General features: G+C 67.2%; 28 protein-coding genes. 12 read left to right on the top strand and 16 right to left on the bottom strand.

The annotated features are described in order from the left end of the window. Positions 1 to 366: 366 nt before the first annotated feature. Positions 367 to 534, bottom strand: coding sequence for a hypothetical protein (locus E3N86_RS16720; RefSeq protein WP_158250303.1), 168 nt, complete (start codon positions 532 to 534; stop codon positions 367 to 369). Between the two features lie 153 nt (positions 535 to 687). Between E3N86_RS16720 and E3N86_RS04385 the strand changes: the two genes are divergently transcribed. Together E3N86_RS04385 and E3N86_RS04380 are read left to right on the top strand one after the other, a co-directional pair. After that, on the top strand, positions 688 to 861 hold the full coding sequence (locus E3N86_RS04385; protein WP_134373504.1) for a CsbD family protein: 174 nt from the start codon (positions 688 to 690) through the stop codon (positions 859 to 861). Positions 862 to 979: 118 nt separating this feature from the next. Then, the gene (locus tag E3N86_RS04380) at positions 980 to 1,225 is read left to right on the top strand and encodes a hypothetical protein (protein ID WP_134373502.1); all 246 of its coding nucleotides are present in this window, start codon (positions 980 to 982) and stop codon (positions 1,223 to 1,225) included. Between the two features lie 194 nt (positions 1,226 to 1,419). Here E3N86_RS04380 and E3N86_RS04375 read toward each other — a convergent pair whose 3' ends face one another. Beyond that, positions 1,420 to 1,788, bottom strand: a complete 369-nt coding sequence (locus E3N86_RS04375; RefSeq protein WP_134511404.1) for a hypothetical protein — start codon at positions 1,786 to 1,788, stop codon at positions 1,420 to 1,422. Positions 1,789 to 1,935: 147 nt separating this feature from the next. Between E3N86_RS04375 and E3N86_RS04370 the strand changes: the two genes are divergently transcribed. Further along, positions 1,936 to 2,193, top strand: a complete 258-nt coding sequence (locus E3N86_RS04370; RefSeq protein ID WP_134511403.1) for a hypothetical protein — start codon at positions 1,936 to 1,938, stop codon at positions 2,191 to 2,193. A 153-nt stretch (positions 2,194 to 2,346) separates the two neighbouring features. Here E3N86_RS04370 and E3N86_RS04365 read toward each other — a convergent pair whose 3' ends face one another. Further along, complete coding sequence (locus E3N86_RS04365) at positions 2,347 to 2,976, bottom strand: Pr6Pr family membrane protein (protein WP_134511402.1); 630 nt, start codon at positions 2,974 to 2,976, stop codon at positions 2,347 to 2,349. 260 nt (positions 2,977 to 3,236) lie between these two features. On the opposite strand from E3N86_RS04365, the gene E3N86_RS04360 reads away from it, so the two are divergent. Beyond that, positions 3,237 to 3,428 carry a hypothetical protein gene (locus E3N86_RS04360; protein ID WP_104102596.1) on the top strand — a complete coding sequence of 64 codons (192 nt, stop codon included), beginning with the start codon at positions 3,237 to 3,239 and terminating at the stop codon, positions 3,426 to 3,428. Between the two features lie 71 nt (positions 3,429 to 3,499). Here the strand turns inward: E3N86_RS04360 and E3N86_RS04355 are convergent, their stop codons facing one another. The 3 genes from E3N86_RS04355 to hutH all read right to left on the bottom strand — a co-directional run bounded on the left by E3N86_RS04355 (position 3,500) and on the right by hutH (position 7,317). Further along, entirely contained in the window at positions 3,500 to 3,769 is a 270-nt protein-coding gene (locus tag E3N86_RS04355) for a DUF4913 domain-containing protein (RefSeq protein WP_134511401.1), read from the bottom strand. Positions 3,770 to 3,921: 152 nt separating this feature from the next. Continuing rightward, positions 3,922 to 5,601, bottom strand: coding sequence for a M23 family metallopeptidase (locus E3N86_RS04350; RefSeq protein WP_134511400.1), 1,680 nt, complete (start codon positions 5,599 to 5,601; stop codon positions 3,922 to 3,924). Positions 5,602 to 5,766: 165 nt separating this feature from the next. Next, complete coding sequence (gene hutH, locus E3N86_RS04345; protein WP_134401815.1) at positions 5,767 to 7,317, bottom strand: histidine ammonia-lyase; 1,551 nt, start codon at positions 7,315 to 7,317, stop codon at positions 5,767 to 5,769. Positions 7,318 to 7,432: 115 nt separating this feature from the next. Between hutH and E3N86_RS04340 the strand changes: the two genes are divergently transcribed. After that, positions 7,433 to 8,197 carry an IclR family transcriptional regulator gene (locus E3N86_RS04340; RefSeq protein WP_134511399.1) on the top strand — a complete coding sequence of 255 codons (765 nt, stop codon included), beginning with the start codon at positions 7,433 to 7,435 and terminating at the stop codon, positions 8,195 to 8,197. Positions 8,198 to 8,387: 190 nt separating this feature from the next. Here E3N86_RS04340 and E3N86_RS04335 read toward each other — a convergent pair whose 3' ends face one another. The 3 genes from E3N86_RS04335 to E3N86_RS04325 all read right to left on the bottom strand — a co-directional run bounded on the left by E3N86_RS04335 (position 8,388) and on the right by E3N86_RS04325 (position 11,207). Further along, positions 8,388 to 9,455 (bottom strand): alpha/beta hydrolase, encoded by a 1,068-nt coding sequence (locus E3N86_RS04335; protein WP_104102583.1) that lies wholly within the window; start codon positions 9,453 to 9,455, stop codon positions 8,388 to 8,390. Between the two features lie 97 nt (positions 9,456 to 9,552). Then, positions 9,553 to 10,665 (bottom strand): aromatic acid exporter family protein, encoded by a 1,113-nt coding sequence (locus tag E3N86_RS04330; protein WP_134511398.1) that lies wholly within the window; start codon positions 10,663 to 10,665, stop codon positions 9,553 to 9,555. A gap of 62 nt (positions 10,666 to 10,727) precedes the next feature. Further along, positions 10,728 to 11,207: a GNAT family N-acetyltransferase gene (locus E3N86_RS04325; RefSeq protein WP_134373486.1), complete on the bottom strand. Its 480-nt coding sequence runs from the start codon at positions 11,205 to 11,207 to the stop codon at positions 10,728 to 10,730. 262 nt (positions 11,208 to 11,469) lie between these two features. Here E3N86_RS04325 and E3N86_RS04320 point away from each other — a divergent pair, with 262 nt between their 5' ends. Next, positions 11,470 to 13,617 carry a DEAD/DEAH box helicase gene (locus E3N86_RS04320; RefSeq protein ID WP_134511397.1) on the top strand — a complete coding sequence of 716 codons (2,148 nt, stop codon included), beginning with the start codon at positions 11,470 to 11,472 and terminating at the stop codon, positions 13,615 to 13,617. A 94-nt stretch (positions 13,618 to 13,711) separates the two neighbouring features. Here E3N86_RS04320 and E3N86_RS04315 read toward each other — a convergent pair whose 3' ends face one another. The 7 genes from E3N86_RS04315 to paaI form a co-directional block, all read right to left on the bottom strand. Next, the gene (locus E3N86_RS04315; protein WP_134372810.1) at positions 13,712 to 16,468 is read right to left on the bottom strand and encodes an HAD-IC family P-type ATPase; all 2,757 of its coding nucleotides are present in this window, start codon (positions 16,466 to 16,468) and stop codon (positions 13,712 to 13,714) included. Between the two features lie 9 nt (positions 16,469 to 16,477). Further along, positions 16,478 to 16,990, bottom strand: a complete 513-nt coding sequence (locus tag E3N86_RS04310) for a universal stress protein (protein ID WP_241985941.1) — start codon at positions 16,988 to 16,990, stop codon at positions 16,478 to 16,480. Positions 16,991 to 17,061: 71 nt separating this feature from the next. Next, the gene (locus E3N86_RS04305; RefSeq protein ID WP_134511396.1) at positions 17,062 to 17,406 is read right to left on the bottom strand and encodes a helix-turn-helix domain-containing protein; all 345 of its coding nucleotides are present in this window, start codon (positions 17,404 to 17,406) and stop codon (positions 17,062 to 17,064) included. Positions 17,407 to 17,416: 10 nt separating this feature from the next. Further along, positions 17,417 to 17,815: a hotdog fold thioesterase gene (locus E3N86_RS04300; RefSeq protein WP_134511406.1), complete on the bottom strand. Its 399-nt coding sequence runs from the start codon at positions 17,813 to 17,815 to the stop codon at positions 17,417 to 17,419. Between the two features lie 54 nt (positions 17,816 to 17,869). Beyond that, a complete protein-coding gene (locus E3N86_RS04295) occupies positions 17,870 to 18,505 on the bottom strand; it encodes a TetR/AcrR family transcriptional regulator (RefSeq protein ID WP_104102571.1) in 636 nt (211 codons plus the stop codon). A 74-nt stretch (positions 18,506 to 18,579) separates the two neighbouring features. Next, positions 18,580 to 19,890: a phenylacetate--CoA ligase PaaK gene (gene paaK / locus E3N86_RS04290; protein ID WP_134511405.1), complete on the bottom strand. Its 1,311-nt coding sequence runs from the start codon at positions 19,888 to 19,890 to the stop codon at positions 18,580 to 18,582. A 33-nt stretch (positions 19,891 to 19,923) separates the two neighbouring features. Next, on the bottom strand, positions 19,924 to 20,358 hold the full coding sequence (gene paaI, locus E3N86_RS04285) for a hydroxyphenylacetyl-CoA thioesterase PaaI (RefSeq protein ID WP_104102568.1): 435 nt from the start codon (positions 20,356 to 20,358) through the stop codon (positions 19,924 to 19,926). A gap of 116 nt (positions 20,359 to 20,474) precedes the next feature. On the opposite strand from paaI, the gene paaA reads away from it, so the two are divergent. Genes paaA through E3N86_RS04255 form a run of 6 tightly spaced genes read left to right on the top strand, consistent with a single transcriptional unit; the run spans position 20,475 to position 25,087 of the window. After that, positions 20,475 to 21,458 carry a 1,2-phenylacetyl-CoA epoxidase subunit PaaA gene (gene paaA, locus E3N86_RS04280; protein ID WP_104102566.1) on the top strand — a complete coding sequence of 328 codons (984 nt, stop codon included), beginning with the start codon at positions 20,475 to 20,477 and terminating at the stop codon, positions 21,456 to 21,458. Further along, positions 21,458 to 21,763 carry a 1,2-phenylacetyl-CoA epoxidase subunit PaaB gene (gene paaB, locus E3N86_RS04275; protein ID WP_104102564.1) on the top strand — a complete coding sequence of 102 codons (306 nt, stop codon included), beginning with the start codon at positions 21,458 to 21,460 and terminating at the stop codon, positions 21,761 to 21,763. The genes paaA and paaB overlap by 1 nt, the downstream gene beginning before the upstream one ends. Then, the gene (gene paaC, locus E3N86_RS04270; RefSeq protein WP_104102561.1) at positions 21,760 to 22,590 is read left to right on the top strand and encodes a 1,2-phenylacetyl-CoA epoxidase subunit PaaC; all 831 of its coding nucleotides are present in this window, start codon (positions 21,760 to 21,762) and stop codon (positions 22,588 to 22,590) included. Before paaB ends, paaC begins: the two co-directional genes overlap by 4 nt. A 2-nt stretch (positions 22,591 to 22,592) precedes the next feature. Then, positions 22,593 to 23,111, top strand: a complete 519-nt coding sequence (paaD, locus tag E3N86_RS04265) for a 1,2-phenylacetyl-CoA epoxidase subunit PaaD (protein ID WP_233191499.1) — start codon at positions 22,593 to 22,595, stop codon at positions 23,109 to 23,111. Positions 23,112 to 23,113: 2 nt separating this feature from the next. After that, complete coding sequence (gene paaE / locus E3N86_RS04260) at positions 23,114 to 24,265, top strand: 1,2-phenylacetyl-CoA epoxidase subunit PaaE (RefSeq protein WP_134341838.1); 1,152 nt, start codon at positions 23,114 to 23,116, stop codon at positions 24,263 to 24,265. Between the two features lie 48 nt (positions 24,266 to 24,313). Further along, entirely contained in the window at positions 24,314 to 25,087 is a 774-nt protein-coding gene (locus E3N86_RS04255) for an enoyl-CoA hydratase/isomerase family protein (RefSeq protein WP_104102554.1), read from the top strand. Positions 25,088 to 25,299 lie beyond the last annotated feature (212 nt).

Genomic DNA, 25,299 nt, shown 5'->3' with positions numbered 1-25,299 from the left:
TTTGTGAGTTGCTTTAGTCGGTACTCACTGACCATCCCACGGTGGCTCTTCACGTTGACGAAGCAACGCTCAAGAGCGGGAAACCACACCACTCACGGGGACGTAACCCCAACCGACCAACCAACCAGCCAGCATCGGCATCAACTGGAGTGCCAGGGATCACCCCGGGCCGCGGGACCCAGACCTCACCCGCACTTGAATCTCCCCAAGCCCGCCAAACCGAAATCAGGACTCGCTCAGAGGCACACCGGTGGATTGAGGCTAGGAGTCAGCGGCCCCCACGCCCGATTAGACCTCAGAGCCGCGTTCACGCCGAGGGCTGTCCGGGCGCGGGCGCGGGGTGCAGGTGCTGCGTGTTCACGGGCTTCAAGTTCGACCACGTCTGCCTTCTATCGCATTTGCGCGCCGCAGATCCAACTTGTCACGCTTGCGGAGCTCCTGATCACAACGGCGCACGACGTAGAAAACCAAGCTGACGACCATCAAAACAACAACGATCACGGCGACGATCCACAACACATCGGCGGTATCCATTCGTGTTCCGCCCTTGGTAACGCAGGCGTTGGCGGTCTAGATGGCTTTCCTGAAAATGCGCTTCGCATGCTAGCCCCCCCGGGTGCACTCCCCGCAGGTGTGTACATACGAGTTGATGCATATGATTATTGCGGAAACGAAAGGAATGAAAACTTGAGCGGCACTGACAAATTCAAGAATGACGGAGAAAAAGTCATCGGTATGGCTAAAGAAGCGGCGGGTGATGCCACGGACAACGACAAACTCCAAGCCGAAGGCAGGGCCGATCAAACAAAAGCCGACCTGAAGCAGGCGGGCGAAGACATCAAAGTCGCCTTTCGAGGTTGATCATCATCGCGCCCGAACGGCAGCGCCAGAACCGAGAGACTCCTCGGAGGATCGCGCGCCGCGCCGTCACGCTTATCGTTCGCCGCTACCGACAAAACTCGGAGATTAGAGGATCAGCATGAATGGCAATGGCAGCACCCAGAATGAACCGATTGAGGCCCAGCACTCTCAATCGGATGACGACAAGGTCGCGGGGATTCTCGCACAGGAGGAGGCAGACCTCGCTGGCCACAGCAAGCCCCAAGTTCTCGACGCGTTGCGTGAACGATTCGCAAATACTGGTTACACCCTGAGCGAGGCAGCTCTCCAGGACCATGCACGTCGTATTGCCGGACTGGACCCGAATGATTTCTCAAGCAAGTGACCGTGACTAAGTAGCGGCGCGCGGCGGCAAATTTTTTTGGATGCCAATAGGAGCCAGCGAAACCAGGCGGCGATGCAAATGTCTCGTTAACTCAGGACGCGGCCAGTATTTGACTTGAGCGACACTCCGAAGTGCGCTTCGACGCTGCCCGTATTCCCCGGGTGAGCCCACCGTCGTTTTCCGGGGACCGGGACTCATCCGAGCAGAGTGGTATCCGTTTCTCGGGCCAGGCACTCGGTCTGAGCGTGAAACTCGGCGTGGTGTTCCGCTGTCCTAATAATGATGGACCAAGGCGACCCGTCCAGTCCCGACAGCATCGCCGCATTTTGCCAGACGTACAGCCACAGGCCGAGCATGGCCTCGTCGACCGCGGCCGGGGTCTTTAGATGGTGGTTGCAGATCGCAAACGTCGTGACACTTAAGTGATCGTAGATCAGGCCGAACGCGGCCTGATTACCGGAAGCCATGCTGAGCATCAGCGTCTGCTGATCGGATGCCTCAGACTGCGGCGTCACTGCACTGGTCCGCTTCGATAGCTGGCGTCCGTTGACATTGTTCTGCACATAGGATCTCGACTGCTGAAAGGCCGAGGCTCGTGACATGTGGCGAAACTTGATTATGACCAGGTAATCTACGTGCGATACCGGTTGAGATCATCGCGACAATAGCACTCGCTGCCGGTCTAGGGCTGTCTCCTGACCGGTTGAGTCGTGATTCGAGAAGATATCAGTGCCGGACACCGACGCCTCACCGGAATTTACAACGCCGGTGGAAGCGAACACGAACTTTCCACATTTCTGCTGACTACCGCAGAAGTCGCAGGCCATATTGGCCAACTCCTCTCGGACGACGACGACTGGCCGGCCGGACACAATGTCAACTACTGGGTTGGTCCGCGCTCCATACCGATGTGGATACCCGCAAGCGATGCTGCCTTGCCCGCCGCAGAATTGCTCGCGGGCGAATGAACACGCGGACTCGATATGGAGCGCCGATCAGTGGCCTCACCCAAGAGGAAGTGGTCCTCCTCCTCGGCGAAATCAGCGGTTGGGGAGCCTACGACGCACGGCTATTGGTCATGCCACCGGACGCCTCGGTTCCGAACACCGTAAGGGGTTCGGCTACCGTATCTCTGCCAGCGCGGGGCTGCGAAGGGGGTTCAACCGACTTAAGGTCCAGATGACGGCGGCGAAAATGACGGTGGCAACAGCGATAGCAAGGGCATAGAGCGCGACGATGCCGTATCCCTGTGCCGGGTTCAAGAAGGGGTAAGGCACCCATCCGTCGGTTGCCCCGCGGAGGAGCACGACCATGATCCACACGATGGGGTAGATGAGGGCAATCCATAGTTCGTTCCATCGGAGTGGGCTGCGGTCGTTGAAGATCAGCCAATCGAGGGCTGCGTAGAGGGGCAGGACGACGTGCAGCACGGTGTTGGCCCAGGCCAGAGAGACGCCTCCTTCGAGCCCGGCGAGCAGCAAGTTGTAAACGAATCCGGTGATAACTATGTAGGTTGTGGCACACCCGCGCGCTAATACCAAACATAGGGATTGGTGTCTCCCGGAGAAGGAAACGAAGGCGGAGACTGCCAGCACAATGACCACAATGATGTTGCTCTGCATCGTGAAAAACCCAAAAAAGTTGAAGGGGTTGATCGTGGCGTGGGTGGCTGTGTCGAAGAATGTCGACACGATCGCCGCTATGCCGAGGAGCACGATGGTCAGGCGAAGTGAAGGAGCAAGGAGTTTCATATTTCGTCTCTGATCGGTGGTGCGGGTGCTGTGCACCTCTGTGTCAAGAATCCTAAGGGCTGCGACTTACACGGCAGATGCCAGTGCTGGGGAACTGATGCCCCTGAATTTGATTTCACGGCCCGGGGTGCATGCGCGAAGGATCGATGGGGCCATTAGCTCCCAGGCCTTTCGGTCGCTGGCGCACGAGCCACGACCGCGGTTCCCTGCGGGACCTGGACGGGTCGGCCAGGCATTCGCCCGGCTCGCGCGGCGTGACTATGTCAGTCGCGAAGCAGCGCATCGCAGCGAACGCATCCGAGAGCGCGCTGCTCCTTTTCCTGCCCAAGGGCGCAGTGGTGTTGACCATGACGCGGACAGCGTTTGAGAACTCCGGCCGTGCAGGCGAGTTCGGGCAGCACTGCTACGCGCCCGACTTCTATAGCTTCGAAAACACCCTCGTCGACAAATGATCGGGCACCTGACCCGGAATCTCAGGGGTGCAACAACCTAAGTATCGAGGCTGTCGCTGCGGTGCGTTCCGCTAGAGTTCCACGCCGTTAGGCGGCATCAACGCGGGCACGATCCTGGCGGTTGTGCCCTTGCGGCGGTAGAGGTGTCCTTGCTCAGGGTCGCCGTCCATGACGCTGGCGTCGGCTTGAATGATGGCGTGCCAGAGGGCCTTGAACCGGGCGACTTCTCCCGGGTGGAGCCACCAATGGGCGCACCACGGTATGGATTTAGTTCCGACGACCTCGACAGTGGCGAGGTGGCTGGTGAGCCAGTCGAGGAACATTTGGCGGACGTCGACCATGGCCTCGTCAATGCTCGGTCGAGTCGCAGTCGTCGTGCTCCGCCATGTGCTGCCAAGTTGATCATGTAGTGGTTTGGGTCGGCGTTTATCTGCACGGCACGCGCGGCCGCGTTGGGCGTAAACGACCCCAGTTTGGCGCGCTCACGAGGCACTCAGCCGAACTGCACGCCGCGCTGCACCAGGAACGGCTGCGGGTCGACGGCGGTGCCGTCCGTTCGCACCTCGAAGTGCAGGTGGCAGCCGGTGGAGGCCCCGGTGCTGCCGACGCTCGCGATGACCTGCCCGGCGATGACCGTCTCGCCGACGCTCACGAGGGTCTGGCCTTCGGCAAGATGCGCGTAGCCGGTGGCGATACCGTTGCTGTGGTTGATCAGGATCCAGTTGCCGTAGGTGCCCAGAGGTGCTGCCGTGGCCACGACCCCCGCGCTCGCCGCATAGACGGCCGCCCCGCACGCCGTGCCGATGTCGGTGCCGCCGTGGAAGTCGTTCACCTCAGGCAGCGGTTTATCGTGCCGGGGACCGAAGGCATCCGTTAGGGAGCCGACCGCCGGCGCGGCCCAGCCCGCACTGCTCGGCTGGCCTCGGAGCCGGCCGCCGAAGTCGTCGGTGCCGGCCGCGGGAACCAAGTTGGGCAGCGGTGTCAGAACCAGGGCGACCGGCGTGCTCGCCGCGAGATCGGCCACCTTAGCGGAGGCCGCATCGAGCTCCTGCTGGGCGCCCTCCATGGCGAGGCGGGTGTCGGAGAGCGGGATGGCCTCGATCGCTGCCCGAAGTGCGGCGTCCTGGTCCTGCAGCGCATTCTCACGTTTCGTGTCGGCGTCGACCTGGGCCTGCACCTCGTCGAGGCTGTTCGTGAGCCGGTCCAGGCTTTCGAGCGTGGCGAGCCGGGTGAGCAAATCATTACCGTCGCTGCTGCCCGCGAGCAGCACATCCACGGCCTCGGGCCCAGATCGCTGCAGGGTGGCGCGAACGAGCGTCGCCAGCGCCCGCCGGGATGCCTCGGCCCTGGCGGCGGCGTCGGCGCCGTGGTCGCGCACCAGATCGGCCTGAACGACAGTGGCGTCATAGTCGGCCTTGGCCCCGGCGTAGGCCAGTTTCGCTGCGTCGTAGGCGGCCTGAGTGGCGGCGGCGGCCGTTCGGGCGTCTGCTGCTGCTGCCCGGGCGGCGGATGCCTGGGCCTCGGCCGTGCGGGCGGCCGCGGCCGCTTGCTGGGCTGAGAAGGCGGCGGCCTGCGCTACTTCTACTGCTGCTGCAGCGCGATCGGCTGAGGCTGATCCGGCATCCGCGGTCAGCTCTGCCGGTGCCGGTACCTGTGCAGTCGGCTCGGCGGACGGTTCAGGCTTTGTGGGTGCGGACGGCTCTTCGCCGGACGCTGGGGGAGTGGTGGGTGTTGGTGTCGGGGTCGGCTCACCCGTCGGCTCCGTGGTGGGGGCTGGAGCCGGTGCCGGTTCGAGCGTGGGGGTAGGGGTGATTGTTGGCTCGGGCTCGGGCTCGGGCTCGGGCTCGGGCTCGGGGACGGGTGTCGGGGTGAGCGTCGGCACCGAGGAAGAAGTCGGCGCATTGATGGGGCAGGGCGCGGCGACCGAGTCGACCGGATCCGCGGCCGGCAGGGCATTCGTCGAGAGGAGCGTGGGACATGTCTCAGGGACAGCGGGCACCGCGGCAGCCGGATCCTCCGTTGCAGCAATAGGGGCGTCGTCGGCGAGGGACCGTGTGGGTGTCCCGAAAATCGCGAGGGCGACGATGACGGCGGCGGCGAGCGGCGTCGCCAGGTATCGCGGCGGGACCGGGGGCAGGGAAAGGCGGAGACGAAATCGGGGGGAGAGGTTCATGAGTCTCCGCAGTTCACTGTTTCAGGGCATCGATTCAGGGCATCGACGGGCAATCCCGGGGCGGTTGCAACGGGTTAGCGGGTCACATCATGACATGTGATCGAGGGGCCGACAAGCGATTGACGCAGCCCGGATGCCGTGCTGCCCTGCGACGCCTGCGGGGCCTCAGGCCAGCGGCCCGACCACGCCCGCCGCGGCATCCCGCACCGCGCCCGACGCCACGAGACCCACGATCGCCTCGATCTCGGGGGAGAGAAACCGGTCGTGGCCGGGGCCGTCGGCCACCGTGCGCACGAGGGCCCGCACCGCGCCGGTCGCCGCGCCGGGAGCGAGCGGCGCGCGCAGGTCGAGCGACCGCGACGCCGTCATCACCTCGATCGCGAGCACCCGGCCGAGGCCGTCGATCGAGTGCCGCAGCTTGCGGGCGGCCGCCCAGCCCATCGACACATGGTCCTCCTGCATGGCCGACGACGGGATCGAGTCGACGGATGCCGGCACCGCCAGCCGCTTCAAAACCGACACGATCCCGGCGGCGGTGTACTGGGCGATCATCAGCCCCGAGTCGACGCCGACCTCGTGCGCCAGGAACGGCGGCAGTCCCTTGTTGCGGTTCGCGTCGAGGTGGCGGTCGGTGCGCCGCTCACTCATGCTCGCGACGTCCGCGGCGGCGATCGCGAGGAAGTCGAGCACGTAGCCCACCGGGGCGCCGTGGAAGTTGCCGTTGGACTGCACCCGGCCGTCAAGGGTGACCACGGGATTGTCAACCGCGCTGGCCAACTCGCGGCCGGCGATCAGGGCGGCGTGGTCCATCGTGTCCCGGGCGGCGCCGTGCACCTGCGGGGCGCAGCGGATGGAGTAGGCGTCCTGCACGGTGGGGTCGTCGGGACCGGAGTGGCTGGCGAGCAGCGGGGAACCGGCCAGCAGCGCGCGCAGATTGGCCGCGCTCGTGGCCTGGCCGAGCTGGGGGCGGAGGGCCTGCAGGTCGGCGGCGAAGGCGGCATCCGTGCCGAGGAGGGCCTCGACACTCATGGCCGCAGCGATGTCGGCGGTCGTGAGCAGGCGGGACAGGTCGGCGAGGGCGAGCACGAGCATCCCGAGCATGCCGTCGGTGCCGTTGATCAGGGCGAGCCCCTCCTTTTCGGCCAGCACGACCGGGGTGATGCCGGCCGCGGCCAGGGCCAGACCGCCGTCCATCAGGGTGCCGGACGCATCCCGCACCAGCCCCTCGCCCATCACCGCGAGCGCGCAGTGCGCGAGCGGTGCGAGGTCGCCCGAGCAGCCGAGCGAGCCGTATTCGTGTACGACGGGGGTGATCCCGGCGTTGAGCAGGGCCGCGTAGGTCTCGGCGACCACGGGCCGCACGCCGGTGCGCCCGGTCATCAGAGTCGACAGGCGTAGCAGCATCAGCGCGCGCACGACCTCGCGCTCGACTTCGGGACCGCTGCCCGCGGCGTGCGAGCGCACCAGGCTCGCCTGCAGCTGGGCGCGGCGGTCGCTCTCGATGAACGTCGTCGCAAGAGCCCCGAAGCCGGTAGAAATCCCGTAGTGCGGGTGCACGTCCTGCGCGAGTCCCTCGATGATGCGGCGGGTCGAGGCGACGCCCTCACGCGCCGCCGCGGGCAGCAGGACGGGCGCATCGTGGCGGGCCACCGCGGTGACGTCGGCGAACGAGATCGGGCCGGTACCCACGGTGACGGATGCGCTAGCGAGGTTCATACTCCGATTCGACACCAGCCGGACCGCCTGCACGACGGGATTAGAGTGGATGCTGTCCGGGATACCGGACATTCAGCGGTGCCGTTCACGCACACCGTTCACGGGAGGCAGGCGCATGACCCCGTCGAAGGTTCCGGCGGCGCAAAGCACGCTGCGCATCCTCTCCCATCTGGCCACGCAGCGTGGCCCGGTGCCGGCGTCCCAGATCGCCACGGCCCTCGGCCTGCCCCGCTCGAGCGTTTACGACCTGCTCGCGGTGCTCGCCGATCAGGGCTTCGTGGTGCACCTGCCCGAGGAACAGCGATACGGCCTCGGCCTGGCCGCCTTCGAGCTGAGCTCGGGCTTCTCCCGGCAGCAGCCCCTCTCACACCTTGGCCGTCCGCTCGTCGCTGCGCTGGTCGACCGGCTCGGTGAGAGCGCCCACCTCGTCGTGCTGCACGGGCGCGACGTGATCTACCTCGTCGAGGAGCGCGCCCCCCGTCGCCCGTCGCTGGTGACGGATGTCGGCGTGCGCCTCCCGAGCCACCTCACCGCGAGCGGGCGTGCGCTCCTCGCCGCGCTGCCGGCAGCCCAGCTGCGGGCGCTGTACCCCAACGCCGCCGCCTTCGCCACGCGCCACGGCCGGGGACCACGCACCACGGCGGAGCTGCGCACCCTGCTTGAACAGGTGCGCCGAGACGGGTATGCCCTGGAGGACGGGGAGATCACGGAGGGGATGGCATCCGTCGCCGTCGCCGTGCGCGACCACGCGGGCTGGCCCGCCGCGGGCATCGCCGTCACCTTCTCACGCGAGCGCATCGCCGAGGCGGACTGGCCGGCGCTCGCCGCGCAGCTCGACGGCACCGCCGCGCAGCTCTCACGGCGCATCCGCGGCACGTAGCCCTGCGGCGCATGTGTTGCCTGCCCTCGGCTCCCCGCCTCCGCGCTGCCTGCCGTGGCTCGCGGCCTCCACAACGCTCGCGGCGCACCCTGTGGAGGCGGGCGCACGTTAGAACATGTGCCCGCTTCCCTACCCTGCGCCGCGAGGACGCGCCGCACCGCCGGCCCGCCGCCGCCAGACGGCCTCGCGGCTACTCACCGAGCGTCGTGTGCAGGAAGGCAGCTACCTTCTCGCGCATGGTTGCGTCGAGGATGCCGATCGAGTGCAGCGTTCCCGGCACCGTCACGAGCTCGTGGGCGACGCCCGAGCGTTCGAGTGCCGCCGCATACCCGGTGGCCTGCGACAGCGGAATGTACTCGTCGGTCGACGAGCCGAGGAATACGGGCGGATCGCTGCGGTCAAGGGTGCTCGCCGGCGACGCGGCTGTGGCATTGGCGCAGTCGCGCAGGGTTTCGCAGCCGACGTAGTCGCGCACAATGTTCTGCAGCCCCGCGGGGGCCCGGCCCGTGACGAGCGCCTTGTGGCTGAGGTCGAGCGGCGCGGAGAGTTCGGCGACCGCGGCGACCCGGGCCCCCGTGGTCAGCGACCCGGAACCGCGGGTGCCGAGCAGGGCGGCGAGGTTGCCGCCGGCCGAGCCGCCGAACACGCCGATCCGGTCCGGGTCGATGCCGTGGGTCTGCGCATTGACGGGGTCGCGGACCCACTCCACGGCCAGGGCGACGTCGTCGAGCGCGGCGGGGAACACGGCATCCGGTACCATCCGGTAGTTCACCGAGTAGGCGACGAATCCCTCGGAGGCGAGCCAGGCGCAGACTGCGCGCCAGTCGCTGTTGCCCTTGTCGCCTCGAGCCCAACTGCCGCCGTGGATGGAGATGACGGCCGGACGCAGCGCGGCCGCCGCGTCCTCCGATGACAGCACGACAGGCGGCGCCGCCTCGAGGGTCGTTTCCGCAGCGGGGGTGATCGCCGGCGAGCACACGTCGAGAGTGAGCACGGCACCGTCCGCCTGGGTGCCGTACTCAACATTTTCGTCGACCGTGATGCCACCTGGCCGCTCGAATGTTCGGATGCCGACGATCTGGGTCGTGACGAGCTCGCTGCGCTGGTCGCCCGGTTCGTCGGGCGTCACGGAATACAGCTGGGGGCGGAAGCCGCCGAGGAGGGCCGTCGCAGCCACGGCGATGCTCACCGCGCCGGCAATCGTCAGAAAACGGATGCGATGCGAGCCGAATCGGGGATGGCGTGGGCCGGTGTTCACGTGTGCTCCGAGCTGCGGGGTAGTGCAACGAGACTAATTCGTTTCTCGCGCCGCACCGAATCCCGTCCGAAGGCGGGGCGGGGCGTCCTCGCCTGGATTAGCGCGTCGGCGTCGGGTCCGGGGCGGCGTCGGCCTGGTCGCCCTCGTCGGCCTCCGGCAGGATATGCGGCCGAAGGGCGGTGAGAATGCGGGTGACGTCCATCGCGACCGTCGCCGCGACCCCCAGCGACATCACCGGGGCAGAGTTTCGCCGCTCGTCCAGCTCGGTCATCAGGCCCGTCAGAGCGGCACCCGCCTCGGCGAATGCCGCCTGCTCGTCATCATCCGTGTCCCAGTCCCGCAGCACGGCGGCCGCGGCGTGTAAGGTCCGGCCGAGCGCCGGCCGCAACTCGGGGTGCAACTCGAGCTGGACCGGCTGCCCCCAGACCGCCGCGGCCAGCACCTCCGTCAAGTCGCGCACGTGGAAGGTCACGTCCTCAAGGGCCGACAGCTCGTCGTAGTCCGAGCGAAGATCCCGCTGATGCACGCGGGCGCGCGGGTTGCCCTTGCGACTGTCATCGGCGTGACTGACCGCCACGCGCACCGCGCGGCCGACCGCCACGAGTTCCTGACTGCGGAAGGCCCAACCGTCCCGTTCAGGCGGCCAGCTGTCGGCCAGGGCGTCGGCCACCTCCGAGAGCTGATCGGCCAGGGTGCGGCGAAAGCGGATCAGCTGCTGGCCGACGGCTTCGAAGGCCAACGGCGGAAAGAAGAGGAGGTTCACGGCGAGGCCGATCGCGATTCCCAGCGTCATCTGCACCAGATACCCGATGGAATAACCGTCGGCATTCGGCCCGCCGACGATCAGCACGAACAGCGCCGTCACCGGAATGTACTCCCGGCTGGCGCCGAACCAGCCGGTGGCCGAGATCGCGGCGCCGACGCCGACCGCGAGCGAGATTGTGAGAACGTTCGGCTCGCTCAAAACGATGACCGCCCCCGCGAGCAGGATTCCGACGGTGAGGCCGCCCAGGGTCTGCAGGGCGTTCCGCACCGAACTCATCAGCGTCGGGTACATGCTCACTAGCGCGCCCAGCGGGGCGTAGTAGGGGTAGTCATCCGCCACACCAGGCAGCAACGGCGCGATCGACCAGGCGATGGCGACGGCGATGGCGGCCTTGACCGCCTGCACGATTCTCGGGCTGGTCGCGGCCACTCCCAGCCAGGACACCGTCCTCCGTGCGCGATGCACACTCACCTGCGCCAAAGTGCCGGCGGCTGCCCGATCCCGGGTCATGGCAGGGTTCCCGGGATCGTCTTGGCAAAGCAGACGCTGAAGGCTTCGCCCACGTACTGACCGAATAGGGGAACCTCCCGGTAGCCGACGCTCCGATAGAAGGAGAGCGCGGCATAGCTCTCCGGCCCGGTCTCCAGCACGATTTCTCGGATGCCGCGGGCCGCGGCATCCGTCTCGATCCCCGCCAGCAGGCGGGCGGCCACGCCGCGGCCCCGGGCGTCGGGGTGCACGAACATGCGCTTCAGCTCCGCCGCGCTGGTCGTACCGGCCCCACCCACCAGCGCGGCGATCCCCACGGCGCGGGCCGTCGCATCCCGCACGACGTACACGGCGACACCCGGCTGCTCGAGCTCGTCGACGTCGAGCAGAAAGTTGCTCTCCGGTGGGTACAGCGAGTGGGCGTAATCTCCGCTCAGTCGCAGCAACGCGGCGATCTCCGGCTGCCGCGGGGACTCAATGTTGATGGTCGTCAGCATGTGAACAGAGTAAGCGGTGAAGGTGATCCGTGACATTGCGGCATCGATCAGGTAACGTAGGTAGGTCGGCTCTTGACACCGTGTGTTTTTTTGTGTGCGCGGATGGGTTTGTAAGTCAGGATGGGCCGGTTTCCCAGTAATCCGCTGGTGAAAAATCACTGTATGTGAACGGCCCCGGCCATAGACTGCCCGGGTTCTCAGGTTGCGTCGCGTGTGCGGCGTTGTTCTGCCATGTACCCAATACAACCCAGGAACATTTTTCATGCCTAAGAACTTCGATCCCAAGTACTCCGCCAAGGGTGGACCGTCCAAGGGCGGCAGCAAGAGCCCCGGACACCGCGGCCACAACGCCGCCGAGGGTGCGCCCAAGAAAGCCCGGTGGAACGCCGGCGAGCGGGCCGACCGTGCCGCCGGCCGCCCCGCAGGCAATGACCGTCCGGCCTACGGCATCGGCCGCCCTGCCGGCAACGACCGCCCGACCTACGGCCATCGCTCCGAGCGCCCCGCCTACGGCGACCGCCCGAACCGCAGCGACCGTCCCTCTTCTGGTGGTGCCCCGCGCGGAGACCGTCCCTCGTACAACAGCGACCGTCCCCGCAGCGACCGTCCCGCGTACAACACTGACCGTCCGTCCTACGGCGATCGCGCCCCGCGTACGGATCGTCCGGCGTACAACAACGACCGTCCGCGCACGGACCGTCCGTCCTACGGCAACGACCGTCCGTCCTACGGCGACCGTGCCCCGCGTACGGATCGTCCGGCGTACAACAACGACCGTCCGCGCACGGACCGTCCGTCCTACGGCAACGACCGACCCTCCTACGGCGATCGCGCCCCGCGTACGGATCGTCCGGCGTACAACAACGACCGACCCTCCTACGGCGACCGTGCCCCGCGTACGGATCGTCCGGCGTACAACAACGACCGTCCGCGCACGGACCGTCCGTCCTACAACAACGACCGACCCTCCTACGGCGACCGTGCCCCGCGCACGGATCGTCCGGCGTACAACAACAACGACCGTTCGTCCTACGGCGACCGTCCGGCCCGCACCGAGCGTGGCGGCTACGACCGTTCCGAGCGTTCGAACTCCGACCGTCCGGCGCGTCCGGCCCGCTCGGCGTCCGATGGTGGCCACTCCAGCAACTTCTACCCCGACCGCGACACCAAGGCGCACTTCGCCGCTGGTGACGACGTCGTGCTTGAGCGCCTCGAAGCCATCGCGACGACGGCTGCCGAAGTCGTCGGCGTGACCTTCGGCGACTTGGGCCTCGGTGAGAACATCGTGCGCGAGCTCGCCACCCTCGGTGCCGCAGCGCCGTTCCCGATCCAGGCCGCGACCATCCCGGACGTACTCGCCGGGCGCGACGTGCTCGGCCGTGGCAAGACCGGTTCCGGCAAGACCATTGCCTTCGGCGCTCCCCTCGTGGAGAAGCTGCTGGAGAACAACGGCGCCAAGGACCGCAAGATGGCCCGCAAGCCCCGCGCGCTCATTCTGGCCCCGACCCGTGAGCTGGCCCTGCAGATCGACCGCACCATCCAGCCCATCGCCCGCAGCGTCGGCCTCTTCACCACCCAGATCTACGGCGGCGTTCCGCAGTACCGCCAAGTCAGCGCCCTCCAGCGCGGCGTGGACATCATCATCGGCACCGCCGGTCGCATCGAAGACCTCATCGAGCAGGGTCGCCTCGACCTCAGCGAGGTCGTCGTCACCGTCCTTGACGAGGCCGACTACATGTGCGACCTGGGCTTTCTCGAGCCGGTTCAGCGCATCCTGCGTCAGACCAAGAAGGGCGGCCAGAAGCTGCTCTTCTCGGCCACCCTCGACAAGGGCGTCGCCTCGCTGGTCAAGGAATTCCTGATCAACCCGGCCGTGCACGAGGTTGCCGGCGAAGATCAGGCCTCCTCCACCATCGACCACCGCGTGCTCGTCATCGAGCACCGCGACAAGAGCGCCATCATCGGCCAGCTCGTCGACCGCCAGGGCAAGACGCTGATCTTCTCGCGCACCCGTGCCTACGCCGAACAGCTCGCCGAGCAGCTCGAAGACGCCGGCGTGAAGGCCACGAGCCTGCACGGCGACCTGAACCAGGCTCGACGCACCCGCAACCTGCAGATGCTGACCAGCGGTCGCGTCAACGTGCTGGTGGCAACGGATGTCGCGGCTCGCGGCATCCACGTGGACGACATCGACCTGGTCATCCAGGCCGACGCTCCCGACGAGTACAAGACCTACCTGCACCGCTCCGGTCGTACCGGGCGCGCCGGCAAGTCCGGTACCGTCGTCACGCTCATCCCGAAGCAGCGTCGCCGCCGCATGGATGAGCTGCTGGGCCGCGCCGAGATCGAGGCCTCCTTCACGAACGCGGCCCCCGGCGACACGTCGGTGCGCGACCTCGCCGGAATGTAGTCGGCAGCAACTCCAGCACCTCCTGAAATAACGCGAGAAGGGGCATCCGCCGTCACGGTGGATGCCCCTTCTCGCGTTGCGGGTCGGGCAGGTCTCAGCGGCGAGCTGCGCGATGCCCGGCTGCCCGCACGATGGCTTTTCGGACCTCCTCGATCCAGAGCACCGACGACCCGACCAGCACGCACAGACCCCATTGGCCCGACGTGAGGGAGGTCGTGTCGAAGAGTCCCTGGAGCACGTCCATCTGCACCACGAGGACCTGCAGGATGATCACGGCGGTGAGTGCCAGCCAGATGCTGCGGTTGGTGAACGTCTGGAGTGAGAAGACGGAGTGGGTGTCCGAGCGCACGTTGAGAAGGTTGAACACCTGGTAGAAGACGAAGGTCGTGAACGCGAGGGTGGTGGCGAAGGCCGCGTTGCCCGCACTGTCCGGGAACAGGGCGGACGCCTGGGTCAACACGGTCAGGGTTCCCGCGGCCATGACGAGGCCGAGCCCGAGAATACGCAGCATCCTGTCCCGAGTGAGCAGAGGTTCGTCGGACGGGCGCGGAGGCCAGCTCATCGTTCCGGGTTCGGCCGGATCCAAGCCGAGCGCCAGTGCGGGTGGGCCGTCCATGATGATGTTGACCCAGAGGATCTGAAGCGCCGTGAACGGCGCGCCCGCGGCCCACCCGGTGACGCCCGCGATCAGGAAGATGAGCACGAATCCCCACGCCGTGGTCAGCTGGAACCTGACGAACTTCAGGATGTTGGCGTAGATGCCGCGTCCCTCCTGCACCGCGGCGACGATCGTGGAGAAGTTGTCGTCGGTGAGGATCATGTTTGCGGCGCCTTTGGAGACATCCGTGCCGGTGATACCCATGGCGATGCCGATGTCGGCCTGCTTCAGGGCCGGCGCGTCGTTGACGCCGTCACCGGTCATTGCAACGACATTGCCGCCGGCCTGCAACGCCCTGACCACCCGGATCTTGTGGGCCGGGGTGACGCGGGCGAGTACCCCGTAGTCGGCGGCCCGGGCGGCGAGCGCGTGATCGTCGAGGTCGTCCAGCGTAGGACCGGCAGCAGCCTCTCCGGGCAGGCCCAGGTTGCGGGCGATGGCCGAGGCCGTCACGAGATGGTCGCCCGTGATCATGTGCACGCGGATGCCGGCGCCGAGCGCCACCGCGATGGCCTTGGCCGCCTCAACCCTGGGTGGATCGACAATTCCGACGATGGCGTAGAGGGTCAGACCGGTGACCAGGGAGCGACCCGAGTCGTCGCCCGGAACGGTGCCGGCGTCGAGGGTGCGTCCGGCGACCATGATCGTGCGCAGGCCCTCACCGGCCAGTTCCTGGATGGTGTCGTGGATTCGTTGCTGCATGGTGGCATCGAGAGGGCGGATGCCGTCGTCGGTGAGCACCGAGTCGGTCAGGGGCAGCAGTGCGCCCGGTGCGCCCTTGGCGAAGCAGCGGTGTCCGGGCGGTCGCGGCAGTCCGGTCGTCGGCTCTGCCGGCCGGTGGAATGTGGCCATGAATTTGTAGTCGGAGTCGAAGGGCACTTCGGCTACCCGGGGGTGGGTCCGCCTCGCAGCTGCGACGTCGATGCCGCCCTTCTCGGCGAGAACGGCCAGGGCTCCTTCGGTGGGGTCGCCGACCAGCACGCCGTCGTTCAGTACGGCGTCATTGCACAGGGCCATGGTTAGGAACGCCTCGGTGAGGTCAGGCAGGGGCCGGTCATCACCGGTGAGGATCCGGCCGTCGGTGGAGTAGCCCTCGCCGGTGATGCGGAAATCGCGGCCATGGGTGTGCAGTCGGCGGGCCGTCATCTCGTTCATGGTCAGCGTGCCGGTCTTATCGGTGGCGATATGGCTGACGCTGCCGAGGGTTTCCACCGCCGAGAGCTGCTTGATGATGGCGCCTCGGGCGGCCAGCCGGGAGGCGCCCATCGCCAGGGTGAACGCGACGACCGCGGTGAGACCCTCAGGAATGGTCGCCACGGCCAGCGAGACGGCGGTGATCAGCAGCTCGGTCCAGGAGTCCCCGCGCAGGAGGCCCAGCACGAAGACGATCGCCACCACGACCAGCGCCGCAACGGTGAGCAGCTGGGCCAGCTGGTCGATCCTCCGCTGCAACGGTGTTTTGTCGTTCTTCACCTCGTTCAACAGCACCGCGATGCCGCCGACGGCCGTGCCCATGCCGGTGTCGGTGACCACCATGGTGGCGCGGCCGCGAGTGACCAGGGTGTTCATGAAAAGCATGTTGGTGCGGTCTGTGAGCGGCAGTTCCGCATCGTCCAGAGCGGGAATCGTCTTCCCGACCGGCTCGGATTCCCCGGTCAGGGTCGCCTCGGCCACCTGCAAGCCGGCATTCTCGATGATGCGACCGTCCGCCGGAACGGAGTCCCCGGCATCGAGGAGCACGATGTCGCCCGGCACAAGATCGGAGAATTGCACCTCGAGTTCGGTTCCGTCCCGCCGAGCGACGGCCTTGCCTTCCGACAGCTGCTGCAGCGCTTGGAGGCTGCTCTCGGCCCTCCGCTCCTGCACATAATTCAGAACCGTGTTGAGGATGATCACGACCAGGATTACGATCGGTGTCTCGAGTTCTTGCGAGACGACGGCGCTGACGACCGCGGCCACCAGGAGCACGATCGTCATCTTCTCGCCGAGAAGGCGCACGATCTTGCGCCAGGTCGGCACGCGTTTCGGCTTACGCAGCAAGTTCGGTCCGTATCGCCGACGGCGGTCGTCGACCTCGGATGCGGCGAGCCCGGCGCGGGCGTCGACGTCCTGGGCCGCCGTGGTTTCAGCGGCCGAGAGGGTGTGCCAGGCGGCGTGCTCGGTGGCCGCCGCTGCGGGAGAGGTGGTGGACATCCGTCTGGGTCAGCGATTCGGCCGTTTGCGCGTCACCAGCACCGGGCAGACCGAGAGCCGGGTGCACTGGTCGCTGACCGAGCCCAACAACAGTCCGGCCAGGTTGCCGCGCCCGCGGGAACCGACCACGAGCATCCGCACCTCACGCGACACCTCGATCAGGCTGCGGGCAGGCCCCGCATGCACGGCCCGGTAGTCGACGGTCACGTTCGGGAAGGCATGCACCAGCGCAGCGGTGTCCTCGATCAGTGCGGCCCGAACCGCCTCCGAGTATTCGGCGAACGTCGACACGTAGCCGAACTCCCAGTTCGCGGGCCTGGGGGCGGTGTCGATTGACCAGGCACGCACGATCACGACCGGGGCGTGCAACTGATCGGCGAGCCCGAGCGCCGTGCTGAGCGCGTGGTCTGCGAAGGCCGAGCCGTCGTGGCCGACGACGATGCTGCCGGCCGGCGACGGCGCCGGCGTGGACGCCTCGGCGGTTTCCGGTGTGCCTGCAGGGGTGGTGCCTTCGGTGCTCACGGCGGACTCTCCAAACTGGGGGATGAATGAGGAAGAACGATCAGAACACTCCCAGATTAGCGAACTGCCGTTCAGGTGTCCAACTTGGGGGGTGGGACCGGCACGAGCACGGCGAGCAGCTCGTCGAGTTCGTGTCCTTCGGACACCGGATGCCGGAACGGTCGCCCGGGGGCGATCTGGTAGCTGTTGCGCCGCCCGACCCGGGTTCTCATGATGTAACCGCTCGCCACGAGATCGGCGATGATCTTCTGGGCCCCGCGCTCGGTGACGCCCACCCGGGAGGCCACTTCGCGCATCCGGCACTGCGGATCCCGCGCGATCGTGACGAGAACGTGCGCGTGGTTGGTCAGGAACGTCCAGCGGGCGTCGCTCCCGGGGGTGGGCCGGGGCTCCTGGTCAGGGTTCGATGCGCTCATGTAAGTGAGATTAGTCCACCGGTGTTGCGCCGTCTTGCGCCCGGGGCACGAACGGCGGCCGGCCGGCCGCGTCGACGATCAGGTTCGTGATGCGCGCGGTGCACAACCGACGGCCCTGGTCGTCGCTGATCACGATCTCGTGGCAGGCGATCGTGCGCCCGAGCCGGATGGCCGTCGCCACCCCGGTCACGATTCCCGACCGCGCCGCGAGGTGGTGGGTCGCGTTGATGTCGAGGCCCACCGCGCTTCGCCCCGGGCCCGCATGGATCACGGCAGCCCACGAGCCGAGAGCCTCGGCGAAGGCGACGGATGCCCCGCCGTGCAGCAGCCCGAAGGACTGCCGGTTGCCCTCCACCGGCATCGTCGCGACGACCCGCTCCGCGGACTGCTCGACAATGGTCACGCCCATCTTCTCGTCAAGTTCGCCGAGCGTGATCTTCCAGTTCTCGTTCACTTGTCTCCTCTATTCGGTGGTCGAGCTCGCCGAGACCCGCGAGCCCGGCGCCACCCGCAGCCCGTCGAGCGCCACCGCGAGCACATCGTTGGCGAGTTGACCGGCATCTTCCGGCCCCTCCGGCCGGTACCACTCCACGATCGAGTTCACCATGCCGAACAGCAGCCGGGTCACGATCCGAGGGTCGATGTCGCCGCGCAGGGAACCCTCATCGCGGGCCTCCACCACGAGGGCGGATACGGCCCGGTCGAATAAGCGGCGGCGGGCGAGCGCGGCGCGCTCGACATCCGTGTTTCCGCGCACCCGTAGCAGCAGCGTCACGTAGGGCAGCCGGGAGGTGAGCACCTCCACGGCTCCGCGCAGCACCGCGGCGAGCCGGTCGATGGCCGGGCCGCACTGGGCGCTCTGCTTGAGCAGCACCCCTTCGAGTCCGTCGAGGGCCTCGCCGAGAGCCTGTTCCAGCAGCTCCTCCTTCGAGGTGAAGTGGTGGTAGATCGCCGATTTCGACAGGCCGAGGCGGGTCGCGAGCACGCCCATCGAGGTGGCGTCGTAACCGAACTCGTTGAAGGCGGCGACCGCCACCTCGAGAATGGCGGGCTGGTCGTATCCGGGGCGGCCACGCTTGGCCAGGGCTGGTTCAGACATAATCGAGAAGTCTGTCACGAGCCGGGTTTCCGGAGGAACGACCGGCCCGTGACTGCGCGGGTTGTGCGGCAGACTCAGCGCAGGTCGTAGACACGCTTGTGCTTGCCGGTGCTGCGCTCGAGCGTGCCGGGTTCGACGATCAATACGTTGACGCTGGACCCGATCAGGTCCTTGATCTTATGGATCAGCAGCGCTGAGGCGATGTCGGAGGCGACATCGCTGGCGTGCTCGTGCCGTTCGATCCGAACGGTCAGTTCGTCCATCCGGTTCGGCCGGGTCAGCTCGATCACGAAGTGCGGGGAGAGGCTCGGGATGCTGAGCACGATCTCCTCGATCTGGGTCGGGAACAGGTTGACGCCGCGCAGGATGATCATGTCGTCGTTGCGACCCGTGATCTTCTCCATCCGGCGCATGCCGGGGCGCGCCGATCCGGGCAGCAGGCGGGTCAGGTCGCGGGTTCGGTAACGGATGACCGGGAAAGCTTCCTTGGTCAGCGACGTGAACACGAGCTCACCCTGGGTGCCGTCAGGCAGCACGAGTCCGCTGTCGCCGTCGATGACCTCGGGCAGGAAGTTGTCCTCCCAGAGGTGCGGTCCGTCTTTCGTCTCGATGCACTCGTTGCCCACGCCCGGGCCCATCACCTCGCTGAGTCCGTAGATGTCGAGCGCGTCGAAGTCGAGGCGGTCTTCCAGCTCGAGCCGCATCTGATTGGTCCACGGCTCCGCGCCGAGCACGCCCGCCTTCAGGCTGGACGAGCGAGGGTCCATGCCGGCCGCGACCATCGCATCCGTGATCGTCAGCAGGTAGCTGGGCGTGGCCATGATGACGTCCGGTTCGAAGTCCTGAATCATCTTGACCTGCTTGTTGGTCTGGCCGCCGGACATCGGGATGGCGGTGGCGCCCAGCGCTTCGATGCCCGCGTGCGCGCCGAGGCCGCCGGTGAAGAGGCCGTAACCGTACGCGTTGTGCACGCGCATGCCGGGCCGCACGCCGGAGGCGCGAAGGCTGCGCGCCACCAGGCCCGCCCACATCCTGAGGTCCTTCTTCGTGTAGCCGACGACGGTCGGCAGCCCGGTGGTCCCGGAAGAGGTGTGGATGCGCGCGACCTGGTCCATCGGCACCGCGAACATGCCGAACGGGTAGGAGACGCGCAGGTCGTCCTTGGTCGTGAAGGGCAGCAGGGCCACATCGTCCAGGGTGCGGATATCGTCCGGGTGCACTCCGGCCTCGTTGAACTTGCGGGTATAGAGAGGAACGTTCTGGTAGGCGAGCCGTACGGTCTTCTGCAGCCGGGTCAGCTGTAACGCCTGCAGTTCGTCACGGGACATCCGCTCCTCGGGATCGAGTTCATCCTGGGCCGGGGCGTGCAAGCGGGTCTTGGTCATCGTTGACATGAGGCCTCCTGGTGGAATGCGGATTTAAAGTAGAGGAGCGACGGAACCAGGCACGGGAAAGTTGGTGGTGCGGCTGCGCCCGCGAAACTCCGCCACCGGTACGTTGTGCTCGTTGGCAACGCGCACGTCATAAAGTCCGGAGCGACCGCTCTTGGTGCGCAACACGGCGGTCGCGGTGAGGGTCTGCCCGGCGGCGGTGGGCTTCAGAAAGGTGATGTCGGCGCCCGACGCGAGCGTGACGTGGTGGTCGTCGTTGCAGGCGATCGCGAACGCCGTGTCGGCCAGAGCGAAGACGATCCCGCCGTGCGTCACGTCGAAGCCGTTCATCATGTCGTCCCGCAGGAGCATGGAGACGACCGCGCGGCCGGGCTCTGAGGCGTGCACGACCATGCCGAGTGCGGCCGATGCCCGGTCGTTCTCCATCATGGCCCCGTTGGAGGGCGGTAAAACTTCCGTCATGTGGTTCTCCTCATTGAGTTCCGCGGGCCGCAACGCATGGTTGTGGGGGTCGTAGGGAAACCATATACTAACTGAACGATCGGTTGGTAAAAGTTCGCCAAACCCAGGAGTCAACGATGACAATCCCGCCAGTTCCCTACGCTATCGCCCCGGACAGCGCCGCCACGGTGTCTGCCGAGGAGCAGCAGTTCAACGACCTGATTGCCGCCGATTCGCGAATCGAGCCGCGTGATTGGATGCCGGACGGCTACCGCAAGACCCTCATCCGCCAGATTTCCCAGCACGCGCACTCCGAGATCATCGGGATGCAGCCGGAGGGCAATTGGATCACCCGGGCGCCCAGCCTGAAGCGCAAGGCGATCCTACTGGCCAAGGTGCAGGACGAGGCCGGCCACGGTCTCTACCTCTACTCCGCCGCGCAGACTCTCGGCATCAGCCGCGACCTGATGACGGACCAGCTCATCGCGGGCAAGGCGCGCTACTCCTCCATCTTCAACTACCCGAGTCCCACCTGGGCCGACATGGGCGCCATCGGCTGGCTCGTCGACGGCGCCGCGATCTGCAACCAGGTGCCGCTCTGCCGCGCGTCCTACGGTCCGTACGGGCGCGCCATGGTGCGCATCTGTAAGGAGGAGTCTTTCCACCAGCGGCAGGGCTTCGAGATCCTGCTCGAGCTGATGAAAGGCACGCCCGCCCAGCGCGAGATGGCCCAGGAATCGGTCAACCGCTGGTACTGGCCGGCCCTGCAGATGTTCGGGCCGCCCGATGACGACTCGCCCAACTCTGCGCAGTCGATGGCCTGGAACATCAAGCGGTTCTCCAACGACGACCTGCGCCAGCGCTTCGTCGGAATGCTCGTGCCGCAGGCCGAGGTGCTCGGTGTGACGCTGCCGGACCCGGACCTGCGCTGGAACGAAGAAAAGGGTGCGTACGACATGGGCGAAATTGACTGGACCGAATTCCACGAGGTGCTCGCGGGCCGCGGACCGGCGAACGCCAGGCGCCTCCAGCGCCGCCGCGACGCGCACGACGAGGGTCAGTGGGTGCGTGAGGCTGCTGCCGCGTACGCCGCCAAGCAGGGCGTGAAGGCGGTCGCATAATGAGCGCTCCCGGTGCATCCGAGAAGGAGATCTGGCCCCTTTGGGAGGTTTTTGTGCGCTCCAGCCGCGGAATCAGCCACACCCACGTGGGTTCCCTGCACGCCCCCGACGCCACCCTCGCGGTGCGCAACGCGCGTGACCTCTACACCCGCCGCAATGAGGGCGTCTCGATCTGGGTCGTGCCTGCCGACGCGATCACCACGAGCGATCCGGATGCGAAGGGTGCCTTCTTCGAATCGCCCGCCGGCAAGAACTACCGCCACGCGAGCTACTACACGAAGAGCGAAGGGGTGAAGCACCTGTGAGCGACACCATCGAGCAGGACGGCCACGGCCACGTCGACGTCGACACGGTCCAGCTCTCCGCGGAACTGGTCGAAGCGGCATCCGTCGCCTCGCACGACGTTGCGGAATACGCGCTTTGGCTCGGCGACGACTCGCTCGTGCTGGCCCAGAACCTGGGCTGGTGGATCTCCCGCGCCCCGGAGCTGGAAGAGGACATCGCCCTCGGCAACATCGCCCTCGACCTGATCGGGCACGCCCGTTCCCTGTTGCACTACGCCGGGGCCGAATCCGGCCGAACCGAGGACGACCTGGCGTACTGGCGTGACGAACCCCAGTGGCGCTCGGCGCACCTGTTCGAGCAGCCCAACGGTGACTTCGCGCACACGATCGCCCGTCAGTTCATCGCGGCGCACTACCTGTTCGAGCTCTACAGCGCGCTGATGCAGTCGACGGATGCGACGCTCGCCGCGATAGCGGCCAAGGCCGTCAAGGAGGTCGACTACCACCGCGACCATTCCATCCAGTGGGTGCTGCGCCTCGCTCAGGGCACCGAGGAATCCCGCCGGCGCATGATCACCGGTCTCTCCGACCTATGGCCGTTCGTGGAGGAGCTCTTCGTCGACGAGCCGCTGATCGACCGGCTCGAGGGCGTCGCCGTGCGGCCGTCCTCCCTCCAGGCCTCAGTCCTGAGCGCCATGTTCCCCGTGCTCGCCGAAGCCGAGCTCGAGGTTCCCCGCGGCTTCATCTCCTCCGGGGGCGGGCGCCGCGGCGACCACTCCGAGAACCTCGGGCCGCTGCTCGCCGAGATGCAGGTGCTGGCGCGGGCGCACCCCGGCGCGAAATGGTGACCGTGGCCTCCCTTGCCCGTCCGCGTCCGGGCGACGCGGCGTCGCAGAAGGCCTGGGACATCGCCGCCGAGGTCTGCGACCCGGAGGTCCCCGTGCTCACGATTGAAGATCTGGGAGTGCTTCGGTCGGTCGCCGTTTCGGCCGACGGAACCCACGTCATCCTAACGCCGACCTACAGCGGATGCCCCGCGATGGAGGCCATGCGCGACGACGTCCGGGCGGCCCTCACCAATGCCCACTACCAGAACGTCACCGTCGAACTCGTGCTCGCCCCGGCCTGGACCACCGACTGGATGAGCGAGGAGGGCAAGGCGAAGCTGGTCAGTTATGGCATCGCTGCCCCGACCGGCCACTCCGGCGTGCGCCCGACCGGCGCCGTCCGGCTCCAACTCGTGGTCAAGTGCCCGCGCTGCTCCTCACTGAATACGCGGGAACTCGCCCGCTTCGGTTCGACGTCGTGCAAAGCACTCTACGAGTGCCGGGACTGCCTCGAACCGTTCGACTACTTCAAGGTGTTGTAACCATGGCCGCACTCAATCTGCGCAGTACCGATTCAGCCGTTCTCGACCCTGCCACCGAGCCTACAAAGCGCCGCGCCCGGTTCCACACCCTCGCCGTCGGCGAGGTGCGTCAGCTCACCCAGGACAGCGTCGAGGTGACCTTCCTGGTTCCCGAGGCGCTGCAGGGGGAGTTCGACTACGACCCCGGGCAGCACCTGGCGTTGCGCGCCACGATCGGCGGCCGGGAGCTGCGCCGCAGCTACTCGATCTGTCGTCCGCACGCGCTCGGCTCGGTCAGCGTCGCGATCAAGCGCGACCTCGGCGGGGTCTTCTCCAGCTGGGCGAACACCGAACTCCGGGCCGGGGACCGCCTTGACGTGATGAGCCCGCAGGGCACGTTCACCACCGCGCTGGACACTCTGGACGACAAGCACATCGTCGGCATCGCCGCCGGCAGCGGCATCACGCCGCTGATGTCGCTCGCACACACCGTGCTCGAACGCTCGGAGACCTCCCGCTTCACGCTCGTCTACACAAACCGCACCGCGCTCGACGTGATGTTCCTCGACGAGCTCGCCGACCTGAAAGACCGGTACCCGGCCCGGCTGGCACTGCACCACGTGCTCTCGCGCCAGTCTCGTTCCTCCGCCCTGCTCTCCGGCCGGATCGACGAGGAGAAGCTGCGCCTGATGCTGGCCAGCATCATCCGTCCCAACGCCGTCGACGAGTGGTTCCTCTGCGGGCCGTTCGAACTGGTGCAGTTGTGCCGCGACACGCTGGAGAGCGTGGACGTCGAGCCGGGCCACATCCGGTTCGAACTGTTCACGACGGGGGAGCCGACGCACGCGGTCGGCGACACCGGGCGGCCGGTGGTCGTCGGAATCGGTGACAAGACCTTCGAGATCGAGTTCACGCTCGACGGCGAGAGCGCCACGGTGACCACGCCCGTCAACGCGAAGGAGAGCATCCTGAACGCCGCCCTGCGTGTGCGGCCGGATGTTCCGTTTGCCTGCGCTGGGGGAGTGTGTGGCACCTGCCGCGCCAAGCTCGTCAGCGGTGACGTCACGATGACCGAGAACTACGCCCTCGAACCGGACGAACTGGCCCGCGGCTATGTGCTCACCTGCCAGTCGCACCCAACGACCGACCGGGTCGTCGTCGACTACGACGTGTAGCGCCACTCGCCCATCAGGTATGGCGCGCAAGCGCAGAAAGCGGTTCCCGTGATCGAGCTGTCCATCCGGGACGACGTGGCCTACGTCGTCCTGAACGCCCCCGACAAGCTGAACGCGCTCGACGAGGCCGGCCTGGCCGAGCTCGCGGCCGCATACGAGACCGCGGAGGCGGCCGGCGTGCGCGCCCTCGCGCTGCGCGGCGAGGGCCGCGCATTCTGCGCGGGCCGTGACATCTCGGGCGTCGACCCGCGCGACGACGATGTGATGGGTTTCCTGGGGGGACTCGTCACGCCGTTGTTGCAGCGGATGAGCGCCTTCCCGGCGCCCACCTTCGCCGCCGCGACCGGGGCCTGCCTCGGGGTTGGCCTCGGCCTGCTGATCGCCACGGATGTCGTCTACGTCGCCGACACCGCGAAGATCGGGTCCCCGTTCGCGAACCTCGGTGCCACGCTCGACTCCGGCGGCCATGCCCTGTTCGTCGACCGGCTCGGCGCGCACCGCACCCTCGACCTGATCTATTCCGGCCGGCTCATGTCGGGCGCGGAGGCCGTGGCCGCCGGCCTGTTCAGCCAGGCATTCCCGGCCGACGAGGTGACGGATGCCACGTTGACGGCCGCCCAACGGGCCGCACAAGGGGCGACTCAGGCGTTCCTCGCCAGCAAGGAGCTCGTGCGCGCCCTCCGGGACGACCGGCTCGGCCTCTGGCAGAGCGTCGCCGCCGAGAACCGGGCGCAGGCGGCCCTCTGCGACACCGCTGACTACCGCGAGGGCTTCGCCGCCTTCCAGCAGAAGCGCAAGCCCGCGTTCACCGGGCGCGACTGACCCGTCGCGTCCCTGTCTTGGCCCGTCCCTGCCGCCCGCGTCGAACCAATTCGACGGAGATTCTGGGAAAAAGGCGGTTCCCGAAGGTTCTGGGGCCGTTTCGGGCAAAATCTCGGCTCTCCTGCTTCATCTGTGGGTGTCGCGGAGCGCCTTAACGGCCGCACGCCGCTTCCTGTCTAGGTTTCTGACTGTCTAGGAACAGAAACTCAAGG

Origin of the sequence: Cryobacterium sp. Hz7, assembly GCF_004402815.1 — a bacterium.
Taxonomy (GTDB): Bacteria; Actinomycetota; Actinomycetes; order Actinomycetales; family Microbacteriaceae; genus Cryobacterium; species Cryobacterium sandaracinum.
The sequence above is the reverse complement of the archived record's forward strand: the minus strand, read 5'-3'. Positions and strand labels throughout refer to the sequence as shown.

Excerpts from the sequence above, each read along its gene's own strand:
- E3N86_RS16720 (WP_158250303.1), bottom strand. The coding sequence starts at position 534 with ATGGATACCGCCGATGTGTTGTGGATCGTCGCCGTGATCGTTGTTGTT.
- E3N86_RS04380 (WP_134373502.1), top strand. The coding sequence starts at position 980 with ATGAATGGCAATGGCAGCACCCAGAATGAACCGATTGAGGCCCAGCAC.
- E3N86_RS04365 (WP_134511402.1), bottom strand. The coding sequence starts at position 2,976 with ATGAAACTCCTTGCTCCTTCACTTCGCCTGACCATCGTGCTCCTCGGC.
- E3N86_RS04360 (WP_104102596.1), top strand. The coding sequence starts at position 3,237 with ATGTCAGTCGCGAAGCAGCGCATCGCAGCGAACGCATCCGAGAGCGCG.
- E3N86_RS04355 (WP_134511401.1), bottom strand. The coding sequence starts at position 3,769 with ATGGTCGACGTCCGCCAAATGTTCCTCGACTGGCTCACCAGCCACCTC.
- E3N86_RS04350 (WP_134511400.1), bottom strand. The coding sequence starts at position 5,601 with ATGAACCTCTCCCCCCGATTTCGTCTCCGCCTTTCCCTGCCCCCGGTC.
- hutH (WP_134401815.1), bottom strand. The coding sequence starts at position 7,317 with ATGAACCTCGCTAGCGCATCCGTCACCGTGGGTACCGGCCCGATCTCG.
- E3N86_RS04340 (WP_134511399.1), top strand. The coding sequence starts at position 7,433 with ATGACCCCGTCGAAGGTTCCGGCGGCGCAAAGCACGCTGCGCATCCTC.
- E3N86_RS04325 (WP_134373486.1), bottom strand. The coding sequence starts at position 11,207 with ATGCTGACGACCATCAACATTGAGTCCCCGCGGCAGCCGGAGATCGCC.
- E3N86_RS04320 (WP_134511397.1), top strand. The coding sequence starts at position 11,470 with ATGCCTAAGAACTTCGATCCCAAGTACTCCGCCAAGGGTGGACCGTCC.
- E3N86_RS04315 (WP_134372810.1), bottom strand. The coding sequence starts at position 16,468 with ATGTCCACCACCTCTCCCGCAGCGGCGGCCACCGAGCACGCCGCCTGG.
- E3N86_RS04305 (WP_134511396.1), bottom strand. The coding sequence starts at position 17,406 with ATGAGCGCATCGAACCCTGACCAGGAGCCCCGGCCCACCCCCGGGAGC.
- E3N86_RS04300 (WP_134511406.1), bottom strand. The coding sequence starts at position 17,815 with ATGGGCGTGACCATTGTCGAGCAGTCCGCGGAGCGGGTCGTCGCGACG.
- E3N86_RS04295 (WP_104102571.1), bottom strand. The coding sequence starts at position 18,505 with ATGTCTGAACCAGCCCTGGCCAAGCGTGGCCGCCCCGGATACGACCAG.
- paaK (WP_134511405.1), bottom strand. The coding sequence starts at position 19,890 with ATGACCAAGACCCGCTTGCACGCCCCGGCCCAGGATGAACTCGATCCC.
- paaI (WP_104102568.1), bottom strand. The coding sequence starts at position 20,358 with ATGACGGAAGTTTTACCGCCCTCCAACGGGGCCATGATGGAGAACGAC.
- paaA (WP_104102566.1), top strand. The coding sequence starts at position 20,475 with ATGACAATCCCGCCAGTTCCCTACGCTATCGCCCCGGACAGCGCCGCC.
- paaB (WP_104102564.1), top strand. The coding sequence starts at position 21,458 with ATGAGCGCTCCCGGTGCATCCGAGAAGGAGATCTGGCCCCTTTGGGAG.
- paaE (WP_134341838.1), top strand. The coding sequence starts at position 23,114 with ATGGCCGCACTCAATCTGCGCAGTACCGATTCAGCCGTTCTCGACCCT.